General features: G+C 61.0%; 13 protein-coding genes and 1 pseudogene. 12 read left to right on the top strand and 2 right to left on the bottom strand.

Annotated elements, in window-relative coordinates:
- The first annotated feature begins 1 nt into the window (after nucleotide 1).
- The 5 genes from ACTJKM_RS30920 (at nucleotide 2) to ACTJKM_RS30900 (ending at nucleotide 5,844) form a co-directional block, all read left to right on the top strand.
- The gene (locus ACTJKM_RS30920; protein ID WP_058328051.1) at nucleotides 2-1,000 is read left to right on the top strand and encodes an ABC transporter permease; all 999 of its coding nucleotides are present in this window, start codon (nucleotides 2-4) and stop codon (nucleotides 998-1,000) included.
- Entirely contained in the window at nucleotides 997-2,172 is a 1,176-nt protein-coding gene (locus tag ACTJKM_RS30915; RefSeq protein WP_440639058.1) for an ABC transporter permease, read from the top strand. Before ACTJKM_RS30920 ends, ACTJKM_RS30915 begins: the two co-directional genes overlap by 4 nt.
- 69 nt (nucleotides 2,173-2,241) lie before the next feature.
- Complete coding sequence (locus ACTJKM_RS30910; RefSeq protein WP_440639056.1) at nucleotides 2,242-3,459, top strand: glycosyltransferase family protein; 1,218 nt, start codon at nucleotides 2,242-2,244, stop codon at nucleotides 3,457-3,459.
- Between the two features lie 4 nt (nucleotides 3,460-3,463).
- A complete protein-coding gene (locus ACTJKM_RS30905; protein WP_440639054.1) occupies nucleotides 3,464-4,708 on the top strand; it encodes a glycosyltransferase family 4 protein in 1,245 nt (414 codons plus the stop codon).
- The gene (locus ACTJKM_RS30900; RefSeq protein WP_440639052.1) at nucleotides 4,708-5,844 is read left to right on the top strand and encodes a glycosyltransferase family protein; all 1,137 of its coding nucleotides are present in this window, start codon (nucleotides 4,708-4,710) and stop codon (nucleotides 5,842-5,844) included. The genes ACTJKM_RS30905 and ACTJKM_RS30900 overlap by 1 nt, the downstream gene beginning before the upstream one ends.
- A gap of 93 nt (nucleotides 5,845-5,937) precedes the next feature.
- Here ACTJKM_RS30900 and ACTJKM_RS30895 read toward each other — a convergent pair whose 3' ends face one another.
- Nucleotides 5,938-6,612, bottom strand: a complete 675-nt coding sequence (locus tag ACTJKM_RS30895) for a class I SAM-dependent methyltransferase (RefSeq protein ID WP_113514540.1) — start codon at nucleotides 6,610-6,612, stop codon at nucleotides 5,938-5,940.
- A 304-nt stretch (nucleotides 6,613-6,916) separates the two neighbouring features.
- Between ACTJKM_RS30895 and ACTJKM_RS30890 the strand changes: the two genes are divergently transcribed.
- The 7 genes from ACTJKM_RS30890 (at nucleotide 6,917) to nadE (ending at nucleotide 16,569) form a co-directional block, all read left to right on the top strand.
- Nucleotides 6,917-9,619, top strand: a complete 2,703-nt coding sequence (locus ACTJKM_RS30890) for an ABC transporter ATP-binding protein (RefSeq protein ID WP_113514526.1) — start codon at nucleotides 6,917-6,919, stop codon at nucleotides 9,617-9,619.
- 91 nt (nucleotides 9,620-9,710) lie between these two features.
- On the top strand, nucleotides 9,711-10,175 hold the full coding sequence (locus ACTJKM_RS30885; protein ID WP_057251293.1) for a cyclic nucleotide-binding domain-containing protein: 465 nt from the start codon (nucleotides 9,711-9,713) through the stop codon (nucleotides 10,173-10,175).
- A 106-nt stretch (nucleotides 10,176-10,281) separates the two neighbouring features.
- A complete protein-coding gene (locus ACTJKM_RS30880; RefSeq protein WP_058328046.1) occupies nucleotides 10,282-11,043 on the top strand; it encodes an FkbM family methyltransferase in 762 nt (253 codons plus the stop codon).
- 726 nt (nucleotides 11,044-11,769) lie between these two features.
- Entirely contained in the window at nucleotides 11,770-13,707 is a 1,938-nt protein-coding gene (gene asnB / locus ACTJKM_RS30875) for an asparagine synthase (glutamine-hydrolyzing) (RefSeq protein WP_440661574.1), read from the top strand.
- Between the two features lie 22 nt (nucleotides 13,708-13,729).
- On the top strand, nucleotides 13,730-13,996 hold the full coding sequence (locus ACTJKM_RS30870; protein WP_057251289.1) for an acyl carrier protein: 267 nt from the start codon (nucleotides 13,730-13,732) through the stop codon (nucleotides 13,994-13,996).
- Between the two features lie 21 nt (nucleotides 13,997-14,017).
- Nucleotides 14,018-15,565, top strand: a complete 1,548-nt coding sequence (locus ACTJKM_RS30865) for a class I adenylate-forming enzyme family protein (protein ID WP_058328043.1) — start codon at nucleotides 14,018-14,020, stop codon at nucleotides 15,563-15,565.
- Nucleotides 15,562-16,569: an NAD(+) synthase gene (gene nadE / locus ACTJKM_RS30860; protein WP_058328042.1), complete on the top strand. Its 1,008-nt coding sequence runs from the start codon at nucleotides 15,562-15,564 to the stop codon at nucleotides 16,567-16,569. The genes ACTJKM_RS30865 and nadE overlap by 4 nt, the downstream gene beginning before the upstream one ends.
- Nucleotides 16,570-16,638: 69 nt before the next feature.
- Here the strand turns inward: nadE and ACTJKM_RS30855 are convergent.
- Nucleotides 16,639-16,898 (bottom strand): annotated as a pseudogene (locus ACTJKM_RS30855) (hypothetical protein); the annotation flags it as partial.

The raw sequence follows: 16,898 nt of genomic DNA, 5'->3' as shown, positions 1-16,898 counted from the left end.
CATGCTGCGATATATTCTCTGGCGTATCGCAGCGATGGTTCCAACCCTCCTCATCATATCGGCACTTGTCTTCACCATTATCGAACTGCCGCCCGGCGACTACTTCGAGAGCTATGTCTCCGAGATCAAGGCGCAGGGCGAAGGCGTCGACATGGAGCAGATCGAGGCGCTGAGGAAGGAGTACGGCTTCGACCAGCCACCGGTCCTGCGCTACGTCTACTGGCTCGGCGGCATTCTGCAAGGCGATTTCGGCTATTCCTTCGAATACGAACTGCCGGTCAGCGCCGTCGTCGGCGACCGTCTGTGGCTGACGATCCTCGTCTCCTTCGTCACCATCATCTTCACCTGGCTGATCGCCTTTCCGATCGGCATCTATTCCGCGACCCACCAGTATAGCTGGGGCGATTACGGCCTGTCGCTGGTGGGTTTGATCGGCATTGCCATTCCGAATTTCATGCTGGCGCTGATCCTGATGTATTTCGCCAATATCTGGTTCGGGATTTCGATCGGCCACCTGATGGACCAGAAGTATCTGGCCGAGCCGATGAGCTGGGCCAAGGCGAAGTCTATCCTCGAACATATCTGGATCCCCGTCGTTATCGTCGGCGCGGCGGGCACAGCCGGCATGATCCGGCGTCTGCGCGCAAATCTGCTCGACGAGCTGCAGAAGCAGTATGTCGTAACGGCCCGCGCCAAGGGCCTTTCGCCGATGCGCACGCTGGTCAAATACCCTCTGCGCATGGCGTTGAACTTCTTCATATCGGATATCGGCTCGATCCTGCCGGCGATCATTTCCGGCGCTGAAATCACCGCGATCGTGTTGTCGCTGGAAACCACCGGGCCGATGCTGATCAAGGCCCTGCAAAGCCAGGACATGTATCTCGCTGGTTCGTTCCTGATGTTCCTCGCGTTTCTGACCGTGATCGGCGTGCTGATTTCCGATATCGCGCTTGCCATTCTCGATCCTCGAATTCGGCTGCAAGGCAGGAGCACCAAGTGACGTCATTTCTTCCGGCGCCCGGCGAGCCCTTGCCGCATTACGTATCGACTGCTCCCTTCGATCCCTATTCAGTCGAGGCGATGACGGACGAGCAGGTACGCGTCAACCAGGCTTCCCAGCTTCGCCTGATGTGGTGGAAATTCCGGCGCCACCGGCTCGCGCTCGTCTCCGGCATCTTCCTCGCCGTGTTCTACCTCACGATCGTCGTCTCTGAGTTTCTGGCGCCTTACAACCTGCATACCCGCAACATGGATTACATCTACGCACCGCCGCAGGCGGTGCACCTGTTCCATGAGGGCCAGTTCGTCGGTCCCTTCGTCTATGGACGGACCATGACGCTGGATATGGAAACGCTGAAGCGCAACTATGCCGACGATGTCACGGACGTGCAGCGACTGCGTTTCTTCTGCCGGGGCGACAGCTATCGTTTCTGGGGCCTGTTCGACAGCAACGTGCATCTCGTTTGCCCGGCGAAGGACGGTCAGGCGTTCTTCCTGGGGACGGACCGTCTCGGTCGCGACGTGCTGTCGCGCATCATTTACGGTGCCCGAATTTCGCTGACGATCGGACTGCTCGGCATCACCGTCAGCTTCGTGCTCGGCATCGTCATCGGTGGCCTTGCGGGTTACCACGGCGGCGTCTTCGATCTCATCGTCCAGCGCGTCATCGAAGTCCTGCAGTCTATCCCGAGCATCCCGCTCTGGCTGTCGCTCGCAGCGATCATGCCGGCGACCTGGAGTCCGATCCTGATCTATCTGGCGATCACGATCATCCTTGGCCTCCTGGACTGGACGGGGCTTGCGCGCGCGGTGCGCTCGAAACTGCTGGCGCTTCGCGAGGAGGATTACGTGCTTGCGGCCCAGTTGATGGGCGCAAAGAGCAGCCGCATCATCGGCCGGCATCTTGTGCCTGGCTTCATGTCGCATCTGATCGCCACTGCGACGATCTCGATCCCCGGCATGATCCTCGGCGAGACGGCTCTGAGCTTCCTCGGTCTCGGTCTCAGACCCCCCATCACCAGTTGGGGCATTCTCTTGACGGAGGCCAAGAGCGTCAGCGTTATTGCTTTCTACCCCTGGCTCCTATTTCCCACAATTCCGGTCATTCTTGTGATTTTGGCATTCAACTTCTTGGGAGATGGGTTGCGTGACGCCGCCGATCCCTACAAATGAAGCCCGATTTGAAGCTGACAATCGGTCAGCGCCAAACGGTTCATTGATCCTGAGCGAAAGGTTTCTTGCATGATGCGGCGTTTTGAAGATGCCCGGATCCTCATGTATAGCCATGATACGTTCGGGCTCGGGCACCTCCGGCGGTGCCGCACGATCGCGCATTCCCTGGTGGAAGACTACCGCGGTCTGAACATCCTGATCATCTCCGGCGCAACGATCGCCGGTGCGTTCGACTACCGTGCGCGCGTCGATTTCGTGAAGATTCCAAGCGTCATCAAGCTGCACAATGGCGACTACACCTCGCTCGACCGTCATATCGAGCTCGACGAGACGCTGAAGATGCGTCAGGCAATCATTCGCCACACAGCCGAGACCTTCAAGCCGGACATCTTCATCGTCGACAAGGAGCCGATGGGTCTGCGCGGCGAGGTGGAGGAGACGCTGACCTATCTGAAGGCGCATGGCACGACGTTGGTCCTGGGCCTGCGGGAGGTCATGGATGCGCCACACCTGCTGGAAGCGGAGTGGAAGCGGCGCGACACCATGCGCAAGATCGAGCAGTATTACGATACGATCTGGGTTTATGGCCCGCCGGATTTTTACGATCCGCTGACCGAGCTCGAAGTGCCGCCGGCTGTCCGCGACCGGATGAATTTCGTCGGCTTCCTGCAGCGTAGCGTCCCGCGGGAGGAACTGCCGGGCCACAAGCCGCAGGGCGATTATATCCTGGTCACCACAGGGGGCGGCGGCGACGGTGCGGACCTGATCCACGATGTCATCCACGCTTACCAGCAGGATCCGGAGCTTACGCATAATGCGTTGATCGTGCTCGGGCCCTATATGCCGGTCAAGAAGCGGGAAAAGTTGATCCGTAAGGGCAGCAACATCCCCTATATCAAGATCATCGAGTTCGACAATCGCATGGAAGAGCTCATCGCCGGCGCAAAGGGCGTCGTCGCCATGGGCGGCTACAACACCTATTGCGAAATCCTCTCCTTCGACAAACCGGCGCTGATCGTGCCGCGCATCCAACCGCGCGAGGAGCAGTTGATCCGCGCCCGCCGCGCGGCCGAGCTTGGGCTCGTCGAAATGCTGTTGCCGGACGAAGCGGAAGATCCGCTGCGGTTGGCGGCGGCGCTGAAGGCGATGCCGTCCCGGGCGCCGCCTTCGAAAAGCACCGCCAACGGCCTGCGGCTGGAAGGGCTCGTGCATATCTCCGAGATCGTTGGTCGGTGGCTCGACCGGCCGTCGAGCGACCACTTGAATATCGTGAAGAAATCGAGCTGAAGCATTGCCGACAGATCGCAAGATTGCAGTCGTGCTGAAGGGCTATCCGCGTCTTTCGGAAACCTTCATCGCGCAGGAACTGCTTGGCCTCGAGCGGGCCGGACTAGACCTCGTACTGATCGCGCTTCGCCGTCCGACCGACAGCAAGCGCCATCCGGTGCATGACGAGATTCGTGCCGATGTTCACTATCTGCCCGAATATCTGCATGAAGAGCCGCTGCGGGTGCTGCGCGGTCTCGCGCGTTCTCTGCCGAAGCCGGGTTTCTTCCCGGCATTCGGGCTATTTCTGAAAGACCTGCGCCGCGATTTCAGCCGCAACCGCTTTCGCCGGTTCGGGCAGGCGGTGGTGCTCGCTTCGGAATGGCCGGGCAATCCGCGCTGGCTGCACGCGCATTTCATCCATACGCCTGCCTCGGTGACGGCCTATGCCAGCGTGATCGCCGGTACGCCCTGGACCTGCTCGGCGCATGCCAAGGACATCTGGACGTCGCCGGACTGGGAGCTTTCCGAAAAGCTTGGCCGGGCGCGCTGGACGGTTACCTGCACGCGCATGGGCTACGAACATCTGAAGAGCCTGACGAGCGAAAAGGCGAGGGTGCATCTGAGCTACCACGGCCTTGATCTTGATCGTTTCCCGCGTTTCGAGGGCACGCATTCTGACCGCAATGGTTCCGACCCTTCGGATCCCGTCCGCATCGTCAGCGTCGGCCGCGCCGTCGACAAGAAGGGCTACGACGTCTTGCTGAAGGCACTCTCGCTGTTGCCGGCGGACCTTCATTGGCGGTTCGAGCACATCGGTGCCGGTGAGCTGACCAGCAAGCTCAAGAGGCTTGCGACCGAGCTTGGCGTTTCCGGCAGGGTTGCCTGGAAGGGCGCGCTCGACCAGACCGACGTGCTGGCGCATTACCGGACGAGCGATATCTTCGCGCTTGCCTGCCGGATCACCGCCGACGGCGATCGCGACGGGTTGCCCAACGTGCTTGTCGAAGCGTCGAGCCAACGATTGCCGTGTGTCTCGACGGCGATTTCCGGCGTTCCGGAACTTCTCGTCGATGGCGAGAACGGCAGGGTCGTCCCGTCGGAAGATCCGCAGGCGCTTGCACGCGCCCTGGAGCAACTCATCCGAGATCCCGCGCTTCGTCACTGCCTGGGCGGTGCGGCGGAGCGGAAGGTCCGCGCGCAATTCGACCACCACACCAGTATCGATCAGCTTGCCGCCCTGTTTGCCAGCGAATGGAGAGCCGCGTGATGCGTGCGCGCCGTGTCTTCTTCTACGTGCAGCATCTCCTCGGCATCGGCCATCTGGCGCGGGCGAGCCGGATCGCGAGCGCACTTGCTGCCAGGGGGTTCGAGGTGACCGTCGTGACCGGCGGCAGCCCGGTGCCGGGTTTCCCGGGGAATGACGTAAAGCATGTGGCCCTTCCGCCGGTGCTCGCCGGCGACAAGGGGTTTTCCGGCCTTGCCGACAGCGATGGAAATCCGGTGAGCGACGCCTTCAAGGATCGGCGCCGGGAGCTGTTGATCGAGGCGTACCTTGCCTGCGATCCCGATATCGTCATCTTCGAAGCCTTCCCTTTCGGCCGCCGGCAGATGCGTTTCGAGCTGATGCCCTTGCTCGAGGTGATCGAAAGGCAGACCCCCAGACCCCTTGTTGCCGCTTCGCTTAGGGACATCCTGCAGGAGCGGACGAAACCCGGCCGCGCCGAGGAAACACTCGACGTCGTCATGGCATACTTCGATCTCGTGCTCGTGCATGGGGATCCTGCCTTTGCGCGGCTCGAAGAGACCTATCCCTATGCGGCCGAGATCGAGGACAAGGTCGCCTATACGGGCCTCGTGGCGGGGAATGTACCGGACGCTCCGGCGGAAACGTTCGACGTGCTCGTTTCGGCCGGTGGTGGTGCGGTGGGCAAGGAACTGATCGGCGCGGCGTTGCAGGCGGCGAGCTTGCTGCCGCGCGAGCTGCAATGGTGCCTGGTCACGGGGCCGAACCTGCCGCAGCAGGACTATGACGCCTTCCAAGCCGCCGCGCCCGTCAACGTGCAGCTCTTCCGCTTCCGAAAGGATTTCGCGAGCCTGCTTTCGGGCGTGCGGCTTTCGGTTTCTCAGGCCGGCTACAACACGGTCTGCGACATCATCCGCGCCGGTTGCGGATCCCTGCTGATCCCCTTCGTCGCCGGCGGCGAAACCGAGCAGTCGACCCGGGCGGAACGGCTCGAAAAGCTCGGCCTTGCTGGCGTCCTGCCGGAGGCCGACGTGACGCCCGAGAGGCTGGCGCGCGATGTCGAAGCGATGCTGGCGCGACCGAAGCCGAACATTCCGCCGCTGGATCTGGACGGCGCGATGAAGACCGCCGAAATCCTGGAAAGCCGCACGGCTCTTTGATCGGTCTCCGCGCGGGCGGCGCCTTCTGCGAACGCGGGGCCGGTTTGCGGCGCTATTCAGATAGCTCGCTTCGCTGCGGCTCGCCAGCCGCTCTCAGACCGTACCGATCAGCATGTAGCGGGTATACTTCGTCGTCGGCAGGGCGCCGGCAAATTCGACTGTCGTCAGCGCCGCCTGTTTCCTGAACTCCTCGACGGAAGCCACGCAATTGATATGGGTGGGCTCGCTGAAATAGTTGTTGGATTGCAAGAGGACGCGCGTGCCAGCGGGAATGCGATCGAGCCACGATCTCAGATCGGCGATGTGTTCGCAGCTCGTGTTGATGACCAGGTCGGCCCCAAGCGTCGTATAGTCGATCGCATACATGTCGGCCGTGACCGCACGGAATTTCTCCGGGAAGGCAAAATTCAGGGTTCGCGCAACCGTTTCCACGTCCGGGTCGATGTCGAAGCTGTCGACCGCAGCCACGTTGAAGCGCGCATCCTCCAGCAGCATTGCGCCCAGGATGCCATACCAACCGCCCAGAATCGCAATCCTGGCGTAGGATGAACCAGCAACCTTCAAAAGCGTGTCGCGCGCCCAAACCTTGCAGGCAACCTGCTTGTGATTGAAGGCGTTGGCGATGTGGGCTTCGGGATGTTTGGCGATTACCTTCGCGACGCCTTCGACGAGGGGGCTCTGCGTATAGGCGGCGATACCGCGGGCCAAATCAAAGGCATGCTCGTACCAATCGCTGGTTTGGGAAGGAGGGTGGGTGGTGTGTTTCATGCGCTCGTTGTAAGCTGGGTGTCGGGCGAGTGCAATATCGGCGTGTGCTTCGGAGAGTGACATTCTCTGTGGTTGCCTTCGCGGCAGTGGAGTCGGAACCGCGTCCATTGCAGATTTCCCTCGCACCTGCATAATCGACAGAACCGGATTCGGCGCCGGACGGAATATGCAGGCATCCACTTCGCGATCGAGCGCCGACAGGCACCCATCCGGAGGCTCCGCCGAGGAATGATGCGTGGTGGGGCATACGGCGGCCCGCCACGCCAGCAGCTATCGTGTTCAATAAGGTCCTATTGCCAGACACATGGAACCACGCCTTTCCCGCTACATCTGGACCCACACGCGCAAGGATCAGCTTTGGATTCTGGTGATCGTCGCGCTGTCGATGATCCCCTATTTCCTGTCCTTTGACCTACCGAAGCAGATCGTCAATGGACCGATCCAGGGTGATGGCTTCGACAGTCCGGAGGCGACGCAGGCCTTCCTGCCGATTTCGTTCGACTTGCCGTATTTGGGAACGATCAATGTCTTTGACGGTTTCCATCTCGGTCGAGAAGGCATGCTGCTCGCGCTCAGCCTGGTGTTCCTGCTGCTGGTGGTCATCAACGGCCTCTTCAAGTTCTACATCAACACCTTCAAGGGTCGGCTCGGCGAGCGCCTGTTGCGGCGCATCCGCTTCGAACTCGTCGATCGTGTCCTCCGCTTCCCGCCAAGCCACTTCAAGAGAGTGAAGCCGGCCGAAATCGCAACGATGATCAAGGATGAGGTCGAGCCGCTCGGCGGTTTTACCGGTGACGCCTTCGTCTCGCCTGCGCTGCTCGGCGGCCAGGCGCTGACGGCGCTGGTGTTCATCCTGCTACAGAGCTTCTGGCTCGGTCTGATCGCGACGCTGATCGTCGCCGTGCAGGCGATCATCATCCCGCGCATGCGCAAGCGACTGCTGGTGCTTGGGCGTGAACGGCAGCTGACGGCGCGGGAACTCTCCGGTCGTGTCAGCGAAATCGTCGACGGTATCGGCGCCATCCGCGGGCACGATACCTCCAACTATGAGCGCGCCGACATCGCGGCTCGGCTCGGCCGGATCTTCAAGATCCGCTACGACCTCTACCAGTGGAAGTTCCTCGTCAAGTTCATCAACAATTTCCTGGCGCAGGTCACGCCTTTCCTGTTCTACGCGATCGGTGGCTATTTCGCCTTGCAGGGGCGCCTCGATATCGGTCAGCTCGTCGCCGTCATCGGCGCCTATAAGGACCTGCCAGGTCCGCTGAAGGAACTGATCGATTGGGATCAGGCCCGCCAGGACGTTCAGGTCAAGTACGCGCAGGTCGTCGAGCAATTCAGCATCGATCCGTTGCTCGATCCGAAGGTTCAGGCCGTTGCGGCGGGGGCCATCGAATCGTTGCGCGGTCCGCTGGCGGCGGTGAACCTGACGGTGGTCGACGACGGCGGCTCGACCGTGCTCGACCACGTGTCGCTTCAGGTGCAGCCGGGCGAGAAGGTGGCGCTGACAGGCGGTGGCGAGGTGCTGGCGGAGGCCTTCGGCCGGCTGGTCTGGCCGGCGAGCGGCAAGGTGGTCATCGGCGGGCAGGATATTCTGGAGATCCCGGAATCGGTTACTGGACGTCGGATCGCCTACGCTTCGTCCGATGTCTACGTGTTCCAAGGCAGCCTCGGCGACAACATCCTCTACGGCCTGAAGCACGCTCCGCTGACGGAAGTAAACTACGAAGGGGAGGGCGCTTCGCACCGGAAGTGGGAAGTGACCGAGGCGCGCCTGGCCGGCAATCCACATCTGGATGTCAACAGCGACTGGGTCGACTACGGTTCGGCCGGGGCGAGCGGTCCGGATGATCTGCTCGTGCAGATCCGCCCGGTTCTCGACGCCGTGCTGCTGACCAATGACGTGATGGCGTTGGCCGTCCGCTCGACGATCGACGCGAACCGCCATGCGGCGTTCGCAGCCGGCATCGTCGAAATGCGCAGCGCGCTCAGGCAGCGTCTCGAAAAGGAAAAGCTCAGCGATCTCGTCGTGTTCTTCGAACCGGGAACCTACAACATCGAGGCAACGATCGGCGAAAACATGCTGTTTGGCACGATCACCGATCAGGCGATGTGGGCGAACGCGCTTGAGAACCACCCCTTCTTCAAGACGATCCTGCAGCGGGTCGGCTTGCGTGACACCTTCTACGAGATGGGGCTCGAGATTGCGGAGAACGTGGTCGAACTGTTTCGCGACTTGCCGCCGGATCACCCGTTCTTCCAGCAACTGACCTTCATGACCGCCGAGGAAATACCTGTCTACGAAGCCATCCTGCAGAAGGTGCGCAGCCGCGGCAAGACCGAGGTTTCCGAAGACGATCAGATCAAGATCATCCGGCTGTGCTTCGATTACATCGAGCCGCGGCACCGCTTCGGTTTGCTGACGGATGAGGTGATGGCGAAGGTTGTTGCCACGCGCCGTGAGTTCGATGAGGGGTTGCCGGCCGACCTCGCTGGAATGATCGAGCATTATCGTCCGAACCGTTACATTGCCTCAGGCAGCATCATCGACAACGTGCTCTTCGGGCGTATTGGCCACAAGCATGCCGATGGGTCGGAAAAAATCCGGGCGATTGTCCGCGATCTCTTCGAAGCCGGCGGCCTCTATAACGAAGTCCTGGCCTTCGGTTTCGACTACAATGTCGGCGCGGGCGGCAAACGTCTGACGGCAGCGCAGCGACAGAAGCTCGATCTTGCGCGCGCGCTTATCCGCGCCTGCGATTTCTATATCTTCAACCAGCCGCTGCTTGCGCTCGATCAACGCGTCCAGGAGCAGGTCGTGCGCAACGTCTTCTCGATGCTTGACCGGGCCGGGCGCGATCCAGCGATCGTCTGGGTTCTTGCCAATCCCTCGTTGATGGACCTCTTCGACCGTGTCGCAAAGTTCGAGAATGGGCGCCTGATTCATGACACCGGTGCCGATGCCGCAGTGGATGACGGACGCGACTACAAGGAAATGGCATCTTGATGTAATATTAATGTCAGGGCACGAGCATATGGTCCCGCCGCGATGCGGGAGGCAGACTGCTCCCGACGGGAAATCGGAGACAAGGATTGTGATGTTGCTCAAGGATGAAGTTGAAATGCTGCGCCGGATAACCCTGTTTTCAGGATTGCCGCCGGCAAAGTTGAAACTTCTTGCCTTCACGTCCGACAGGGTCATGTACGGTGCCGGCGACGCACTGTTCTATCAGGGTGATATCGGTGATGCGGCCTATGTCATTCTCTCCGGCAAGGCGGAGGTACTGATCAACACCGCCGGCGGGCCTTTCAAGATTGCCGAGTTTGAGCAAAATTCGATTGTCGGCGAAATCGCCATCCTCTGTAATACGCCTCGCACGGCAACCGTGCGGACCACCACACCGCTCGAAGCCTTGCGTATTCGCAAGGAGGACTTCCTCAAGCTGCTGGCCGATTTTCCCGAGATGGCGGTGGAAATCATGCGTGTCCTGGCTGACCGCCTGGCCCAGACCACGGCCGAGCTCAGCGAAGCCCGTAACCAGGTCGAGCGGGTCGACGCCTGACGCGCCTCGCAACCCAAGCTGTACCATGTTGAGACATTCTCTCAGGGCATGTGAGCCTTTCGCAAAAGCGATTCCGCTTGGCGGTTTTATCGGCTAGACAGGCGACATGCGTTCGATCACCTATTTCCGCAAAACCGTTCAGTTTCCCGACAAGCCGGAGAAGAAGCGCTTCTTCGCGCGGCTGCAGAATGGCGATTGGGAGCCTTGTACGTTTCAGAACATCGAGCGCCTTGTCGATCGCAAGACGACCTTCATCGACATCGGCGGATGGATCGGGGTGACGCCCTATTGGGCGGCGCAGATCGCAGACAACGTCATCACCGTCGAGCCCGACCCCGTCTGCTTCAGTATACTCAAGGAGATGCAGCCGGAAAACAGCGGGGAGGTGCGCGTGATCAACGCCGCGCTTTCCGAGGACGAGGTGCTGGTGCTGCACTCCGTCGGCGGCGGTTTCGGCAGCTCGGAAACCTCCGCGCTGATTGCCGACGACAACGGCGAGGCGATCCGAGCACAGACGGTTAAGATAGCCGAGCTTCAGGCCATGGCCCGCACCGAGCGGCTCTGCTTCAAGATAGACATCGAGGGATATGAGTACCGCGCTCTGGATCAGTTCCGGGCTATCGATCCGCAACGCACCACCGGCGTCCTGCTTGCGGTGCATCCGCAAATCCTCTTTGCCTCGCTGAGCGGTCCTTCGGTGGTGCGCGCAATTCGCACGATTACAGCCACGATGCGCCTGATCCGCAGCCTGCGCGGCTTCCGCCTGGACAATCCCTCGGCGATCTGGGCGGCGCTGCGCAAATCGATTGCTCGCCGGGAGTTTCGGGGCTTCGACCTTTTGTTCGTTTCGAGACGGCACGACCGCTAGGCGGTTGCGACAACGGCAATTGGCGTTTTCCATCCACCCGCGTGTATCAGATGGCTGTCTCTTCGCGCAGACGCGCGGCTATAGGCGTTCAAGGCAGGTGCTGCAGGTTCATTCTCGAGCGAGACAGGCTCCAACCGGCAACAGCTACGAAGCCGGCATGGTTAACCATTCTTTAGAGAATGTTAATTCTTCGTTTTAAGACGTAATTTTCAGTGCTATAAATTTCTTGACTGCTATTGGCTAAAACGTCGCGCGTCACTTGAGACGCGCAAAGGTTGTTGTAGTACTTTGATTTGCTGCATGTCTTTGTCGTCAGATTGAGGTCGATCGAAGGGGTCATGCAGAAAGCTTGATGTTGTGTCGTGAGGGCGATCGCATGTCATGGGTGTATTTTGCGACTGCCGCCTATTGCCTGACCGCCTCGTTTCTCCTGGCGATGACTTATCTTGAAGGTTTACAGGCGCGTGCGCCTTGGAACATGTATCGTTTTGCCGGGCTACTCATCTGCATTCTTTGGCCGGTCCTGTGTCTCTATCTGATGTTTAAAATGATATCGAAAACAAGAATTTCGGAGCGTTAAGGTTAGACTTCCCTGCCTCTATGTCGGGTTTTGCGCCCGAACTGTGGCATTTACCATACAACCAGAAAATGCCGGAGATTTAACCCATGAGTCCCTCGTGCGGATTATGCTTCGGTGGTGATCGACCGGTGTGAAAGTATTTGAACATGTGCGGTTTCGGTGGCTATTTCGGCTCAATTCCAGACGCAAAGTACCTCCTCGAGAGAATGGTTTCCGCAATTGCGCATCGCGGCCCGGACGAGAACGGCGTCTTCGTCGACAAGGAGGCCGGACTTGGTCATGCTCGCCTGTCGATCGTCGGTCTCGGCGACGGCCAGCAGCCGATGTCGGACGAGAGCGGTGAGTTGACGATCGCCTTCAACGGCGAGATCTTCAACTATGTCGAATTGCGCGATGAGCTGCGTGCCAAGGGCCGGCGCTTCCGAACCTCAAGCGACACCGAAGTGATCCTTCATCTTTACGATGTCATGGGGGAGGAGTGTCTGTCCCGTCTCAATGGCGATTTTTCCTTCGCCATCTGGGATCGCCGCCGCCAGCGGATGATGCTGGCACGCGACCGGATGGGCGTACGCCCGCTGTTCTACATGAACCATGGCGGCACGTTCTATTTCGCTTCCGAAATCAAGGCCCTGCTTCAGGTGCCGGGCGTTTCTGCCGAACTCGATCCGATCGCGCTCGACCAAATCTTCACGCTCTGGGCGCCGATCGCGCCGCGCACCGGCTTTCGCGACATTCATGAGCTTGAACCGGCGCATCTCATGATTGCAGAAAAGGGCAAGGTTGCGATCCGCCCCTACTGGCAACTCGACTATCCCGACTGCGGGGCATCGCCGCTGCTCACGGACGAGCGTGCCGCTGCCGAAGAGCTGCGTGCGCTGCTCACGGATGCCACCCGGATCCGGATGCGCGCCGATGTTCCCGTTGGCTCCTACCTTTCGGGCGGGCTCGACTCCTCCATAGTCGCGGCGATGGCGACCGGCATGGCGCCGCAGGGGCTGAGGACATTCTCCGTCACCTTCGATAGCGTGGAGCATGACGAGAGCGCATTCCAAATGGAAATGGCGACAGCGCTAGGCACGCATCACAGCGCGGTTGCCTGCCGGGCGGGCGACATTGCGCGGTCTTTTCCGGAGGTGATCCGCTTTGCGGAGCGACCGATCATCCGAACGGCGCCGGCACCTCTCTATCAACTTTCGGGTCGCGTCCGGGAGCAGGGGCTGAAGGTGGTTCTGACGGGCGAAGGCGCCGACGAGGTCTTTGCCGGCTACGATATCTTCAAGGAGGCGCGGGTCCGTCGGTTCTGCGGCCGCCAGCCCGGGTCGCGCATGCGCCCGCACCTCTTCCGCAAGCTCTATCCCTACATCCCCGGCTTGCAGCAACAATCGGCGGAGTATCTCGCCGCGTTCTTCGGCGCCGGCGACGTGCCGCTCGACGATCCGCTGTTCTCGCACCGGCCACGCTTCAAGAGCACGGCGGCGACCAAGATCTTCTTCTCAGGCGATCTGCGTACGCGGTTGAGCAACTACGATGCGGCAGAGGATCTGGCGAGCCGGCTTCCGGCAGCCTTCGGACGCTGGCACCCCTTGCACCAGGCGCAATATCTCGAAAGCCGCTTCCTGCTGCCGGGGTATATCCTGTCAAGCCAGGGCGATCGCATGGCCATGGCCCACGGGATCGAAGGACGCTTCCCGTTCCTCGATCATCGCCTCGTCGAATTCGCGACCCGTCTACCGCCCGAAATGAAGCTGAAGGGGCTGGTGGAGAAGCATGTCCTGCGCGAAGCGACCAAGGATCTGTTGCCGCCGTCCATTGGCCAGCGGACCAAGCAGCCTTATCGAGCGCCGGACAGCCATTCCTTCACCGGAGTGGGCGAACTCGATTACGTCCGCGATGCCATGAGCGAGGCGCGCGTCAGCGACAGCGGGCTTTTCAATGCCAAAGCCGTGACGAAGCTTTACGAAAAATGCCAGTCGCAGCCGGTCACCGGCTTCCGCGACAATGCGGCTTTCGTCGGAGTCCTGTCGACACAGCTCTGGCTGCAAGCCTTTACCGGCACCAGCGTCCGCGCGGCGGAAGCAGCCTGAACCATTTAGGAAAGGGAACCACATGACGGAAACGATCAAAGACAAGGTTAGAGCCTTCGTCATCGAAAACTTCCTGTTCGGCGATACATCCTACGATCTCGCCGATACAGCCTCGCTCATCGAGAATGACATCATCGATTCAACCGGCGTTCTCGAACTGGTGGCCTTCATCGAAGACCAGTTCGGCATTGTCATGGGCGACGCCGACATCGTGCCTGCGAATCTCGATTCTCTTGCGCGCATTTCGGCCTTCATCGAGGCCCGGGTCGGGGCGCCAGCCACGGCATAATCAAGACGCGAGGGGGCGTCCATGCGGTTCGAGCAATTCCTTATTGGCAATGCCGCCAGGCAAGCGGCGAAAACGGCGCTGGTCACCGACCGCCGTCGCCTCAGCTACGGCGAATTCGACGATCTATCGGGCAGGCTGGCTGCCGCGCTGGCGCGGGCCGGCGTCAAACGCAACGATCGCGTGCTCGTCTTCATGGACAATTGCTGGGAAGCGGCTGTTTCGATCTTCGCGATCCTGAAGGCCGGCGCGACCTTCAGCCCGATCAACGCCTCGACCAAGGCGGACAAGCTCGCCTACATCATCACCGACTGTGAGGCGGCGGCGATCCTGACGCAGGCAAAGCTGATGCCGATCGTGGCGGAGGCGCAGGCGCTGAGCGACAAATCGGATCTCTTCGTTGCCTCGACGGCTGCGCCCAACGGCCAGACGCCGGCTGACGCGATCTCGTTCGAAACCTGCCTCGCGGAAGCGGCAACGCCTGTGCCGCATCGCGGCATCGATGTCGACCTGGCGATGCTGATCTACACCTCGGGTTCGACCGGTCGGCCGAAGGGTGTGATGATGACCCATCGCAACATCGATGCGGCATCGGAGTCGATTACCACCTATTTGCGCAACGAACCGGACGATATCATCCTCAACGTATTGCCGCTTGCCTTCGACTACGGGCTCTACCAGCTGCTGATGGCGATCCGGATCGGCGCGACGCTGGTGCTCGAAAAATCCTTCGCGTTCCCGCATGCGATCTTCGAGCGGATCCGGGAGGAGGGCGTTACCGGCTTCCCGCTGGTTCCGACGATGGCGGCGATGATCCTGCAGATGCGGGATCTGGAACCCGGCTTCCTGCCAAGCCTGCGTTATCTCTCCAACACCGCCGCTGCCTTGCCGCCGCCGCATATTGCGCGGCTCCGCGGGCTCTTTCCGGGCGCCCGACTCTATTCGATGTACGGGTTGACGGAATGCAAGCGCTGCACCTATCTGCCGCCGGAAGAACTCGACCGCCGGCCGGGCTCGGTCGGCATCGCGATCCCGAATACCGAGGCCTTCGTCGTCGATGACGTGGGAAAACGCGTGCCGCCGGGCGTTCCCGGCGAACTCGTCATTCGCGGTCCCCATGTCATGCAAGGCTACTGGCGCAACGATGCCGCGACCGAGCGCATGCTGCGGCCGGGGCCGAACCCTTGGGAAAAGGTGCTCTATACGGGCGACCTGTTCCAGACCGACGAAGAGGGCTTCCTCTATTTCGTTGGCCGCAAGGACGACATCATCAAGACGCGCGGCGAGAAGGTCGCGCCCAAGGAAGTCGAGACCGTGCTGCACGCGCACCCGGGCATCGCCGAGGCCGTGGTGGTCGGCGTCGCCGATCCGGTGCTCGGCCACGCGATCGCGGCGCTGGTGGTGCGTTCTGATCCCAGCCTGACGGACAAGGACATTATTCGCCACTGCACCCGCCATCTCGAAGATTTCATGGTGCCGAAGATTGTCGAATTCCGCACCGAACTTCCGAAGACGGATACTGGTAAGGTCAGCCGCCGCCTTGCAGCCGAGACAATGGAGCCCGCCCAATGAACATTCGAACGACTGAGGGCGCGCGCCCGTTTTCGGCCGAGACGCTGACGATCGATCATGCGGCCGAAACGGACCGGATCGTCGCCGGGCTGCGTGAGCAGTTGCGGACGATGAAGAAGCGCGGTCTGGTGCTCGGGCTCTCCGGCGGTATCGACTCGAGCGTTTCGGTCGCGCTGGCCGTGCGTGCCGTCGGCGCCAAGAATGTGTTCTGCCTATTCATGCCGGAAAACGATTCCGATCCGGAAAGCCTTCGCTTTGGCCGTCTCGTCGCCGAGACTTTCGGCGTCGCGGCAATCATCGAGGATATCGGTCCGACGTTGAAGGCGATGGGCTGCTATGAGCGTCGCGATGCTTTCATTCGCGAGCTGGTTCCGGACTATGGCGATGGATGGGCCTCGAAGATCGTGATTGCCAATGCGCTTGAAGGCGAAGGCTACAATATTTCCTCGCTCGTGGTTCAAAGCCCCGACGGCACGCGGTCGAAGCATCGAATGCCGCCTTCGGTCTATCTGGGTATCGTCGCCGCCACCAACATGAAGCAGCGCACGCGCAAGCAGGTGGAGTATTACCACGCCGACCGGCTGAATTTCGCGGTGCTCGGCACGCCGAACCGGCTGGAATACGACCAGGGTTTCTTCGTCAAGAACGGCGACGGGGCGGCCGACGTCAAGCCGATCGCGCATCTCTACAAGTCGCAGGTCTACGCGCTTGCCGCCTATCTCGGCATTCCCGAGGAGATTCGACGCAGGCCGCCGACGACCGACACCTACTCGCTGGAGCAGACGCAGGAGGAATTCTACTTCTCGCTGCCATACGACCGCATGGATCTCTGCCTCTACGGGCTCAATAATGGCATCGATATCGACGCCGTCGCGACCGCTGCAGGCCTGACCGTCACGCAGGTGGAGCGCGTCTGGGCGGATATCGCCGCGAAGCGCAAGGCGACGCGCTACCTGCATCTGGGTCCACAGCTGGTGCAGCCGGTGGAGGAGATCAAGGGCTGATCGCGAGCCTCGTTGCTCGGCGAGGTGCTGCGGTGGCTTCAAGGAATGCCGCAGTAACCGAAGCGCTGGTCAGTCGAACTGGCCGGCGATCAGCCGGCACCAGTGTTCTCCGGCAATGCCGTTGAAGAAGCCTTGCCCGTCCCGGCAGGCCTGGACGATCGCGGGGTCACGGGAGTGAAGCACCGTCGAGGCGACATGGACAAAGGCAATCCGACGTCCGAGCATCGCTTCCATAAGTACCGGCTGTGTCCGTCCCCGTAGGCCCGGAAGTCCACGCTTGGCGGCATGATCGACAAGACAGTCGATGACCGGGCCGGCCTGGCCCGGCT

It is taken from the genome of Ensifer sp. 22460, assembly GCF_052044935.1.
Lineage (GTDB): Bacteria > Pseudomonadota > Alphaproteobacteria > Rhizobiales > Rhizobiaceae > Ensifer.
The sequence above is the reverse complement of the archived record's forward strand: the minus strand, read 5'-3'. Positions and strand labels throughout refer to the sequence as shown.

What these genes read in the sequence shown, in the direction of transcription:
- ACTJKM_RS30920 (WP_058328051.1), top strand. Translation starts at nt 2, where the DNA reads ATGCTGCGATATATTCTCTGGCGTATCGCAGCGATGGTTCCAACCCTC.
- ACTJKM_RS30910 (WP_440639056.1), top strand. Translation starts at nt 2,242, where the DNA reads ATGATGCGGCGTTTTGAAGATGCCCGGATCCTCATGTATAGCCATGAT.
- ACTJKM_RS30900 (WP_440639052.1), top strand. Translation starts at nt 4,708, where the DNA reads ATGCGTGCGCGCCGTGTCTTCTTCTACGTGCAGCATCTCCTCGGCATC.
- ACTJKM_RS30895 (WP_113514540.1), bottom strand. Translation starts at nt 6,612, where the DNA reads ATGAAACACACCACCCACCCTCCTTCCCAAACCAGCGATTGGTACGAG.
- ACTJKM_RS30890 (WP_113514526.1), top strand. Translation starts at nt 6,917, where the DNA reads ATGGAACCACGCCTTTCCCGCTACATCTGGACCCACACGCGCAAGGAT.
- ACTJKM_RS30885 (WP_057251293.1), top strand. Translation starts at nt 9,711, where the DNA reads ATGTTGCTCAAGGATGAAGTTGAAATGCTGCGCCGGATAACCCTGTTT.
- ACTJKM_RS30880 (WP_058328046.1), top strand. Translation starts at nt 10,282, where the DNA reads ATGCGTTCGATCACCTATTTCCGCAAAACCGTTCAGTTTCCCGACAAG.
- asnB (WP_440661574.1), top strand. Translation starts at nt 11,770, where the DNA reads ATGTGCGGTTTCGGTGGCTATTTCGGCTCAATTCCAGACGCAAAGTAC.
- ACTJKM_RS30870 (WP_057251289.1), top strand. Translation starts at nt 13,730, where the DNA reads ATGACGGAAACGATCAAAGACAAGGTTAGAGCCTTCGTCATCGAAAAC.
- ACTJKM_RS30865 (WP_058328043.1), top strand. Translation starts at nt 14,018, where the DNA reads ATGCGGTTCGAGCAATTCCTTATTGGCAATGCCGCCAGGCAAGCGGCG.
- nadE (WP_058328042.1), top strand. Translation starts at nt 15,562, where the DNA reads ATGAACATTCGAACGACTGAGGGCGCGCGCCCGTTTTCGGCCGAGACG.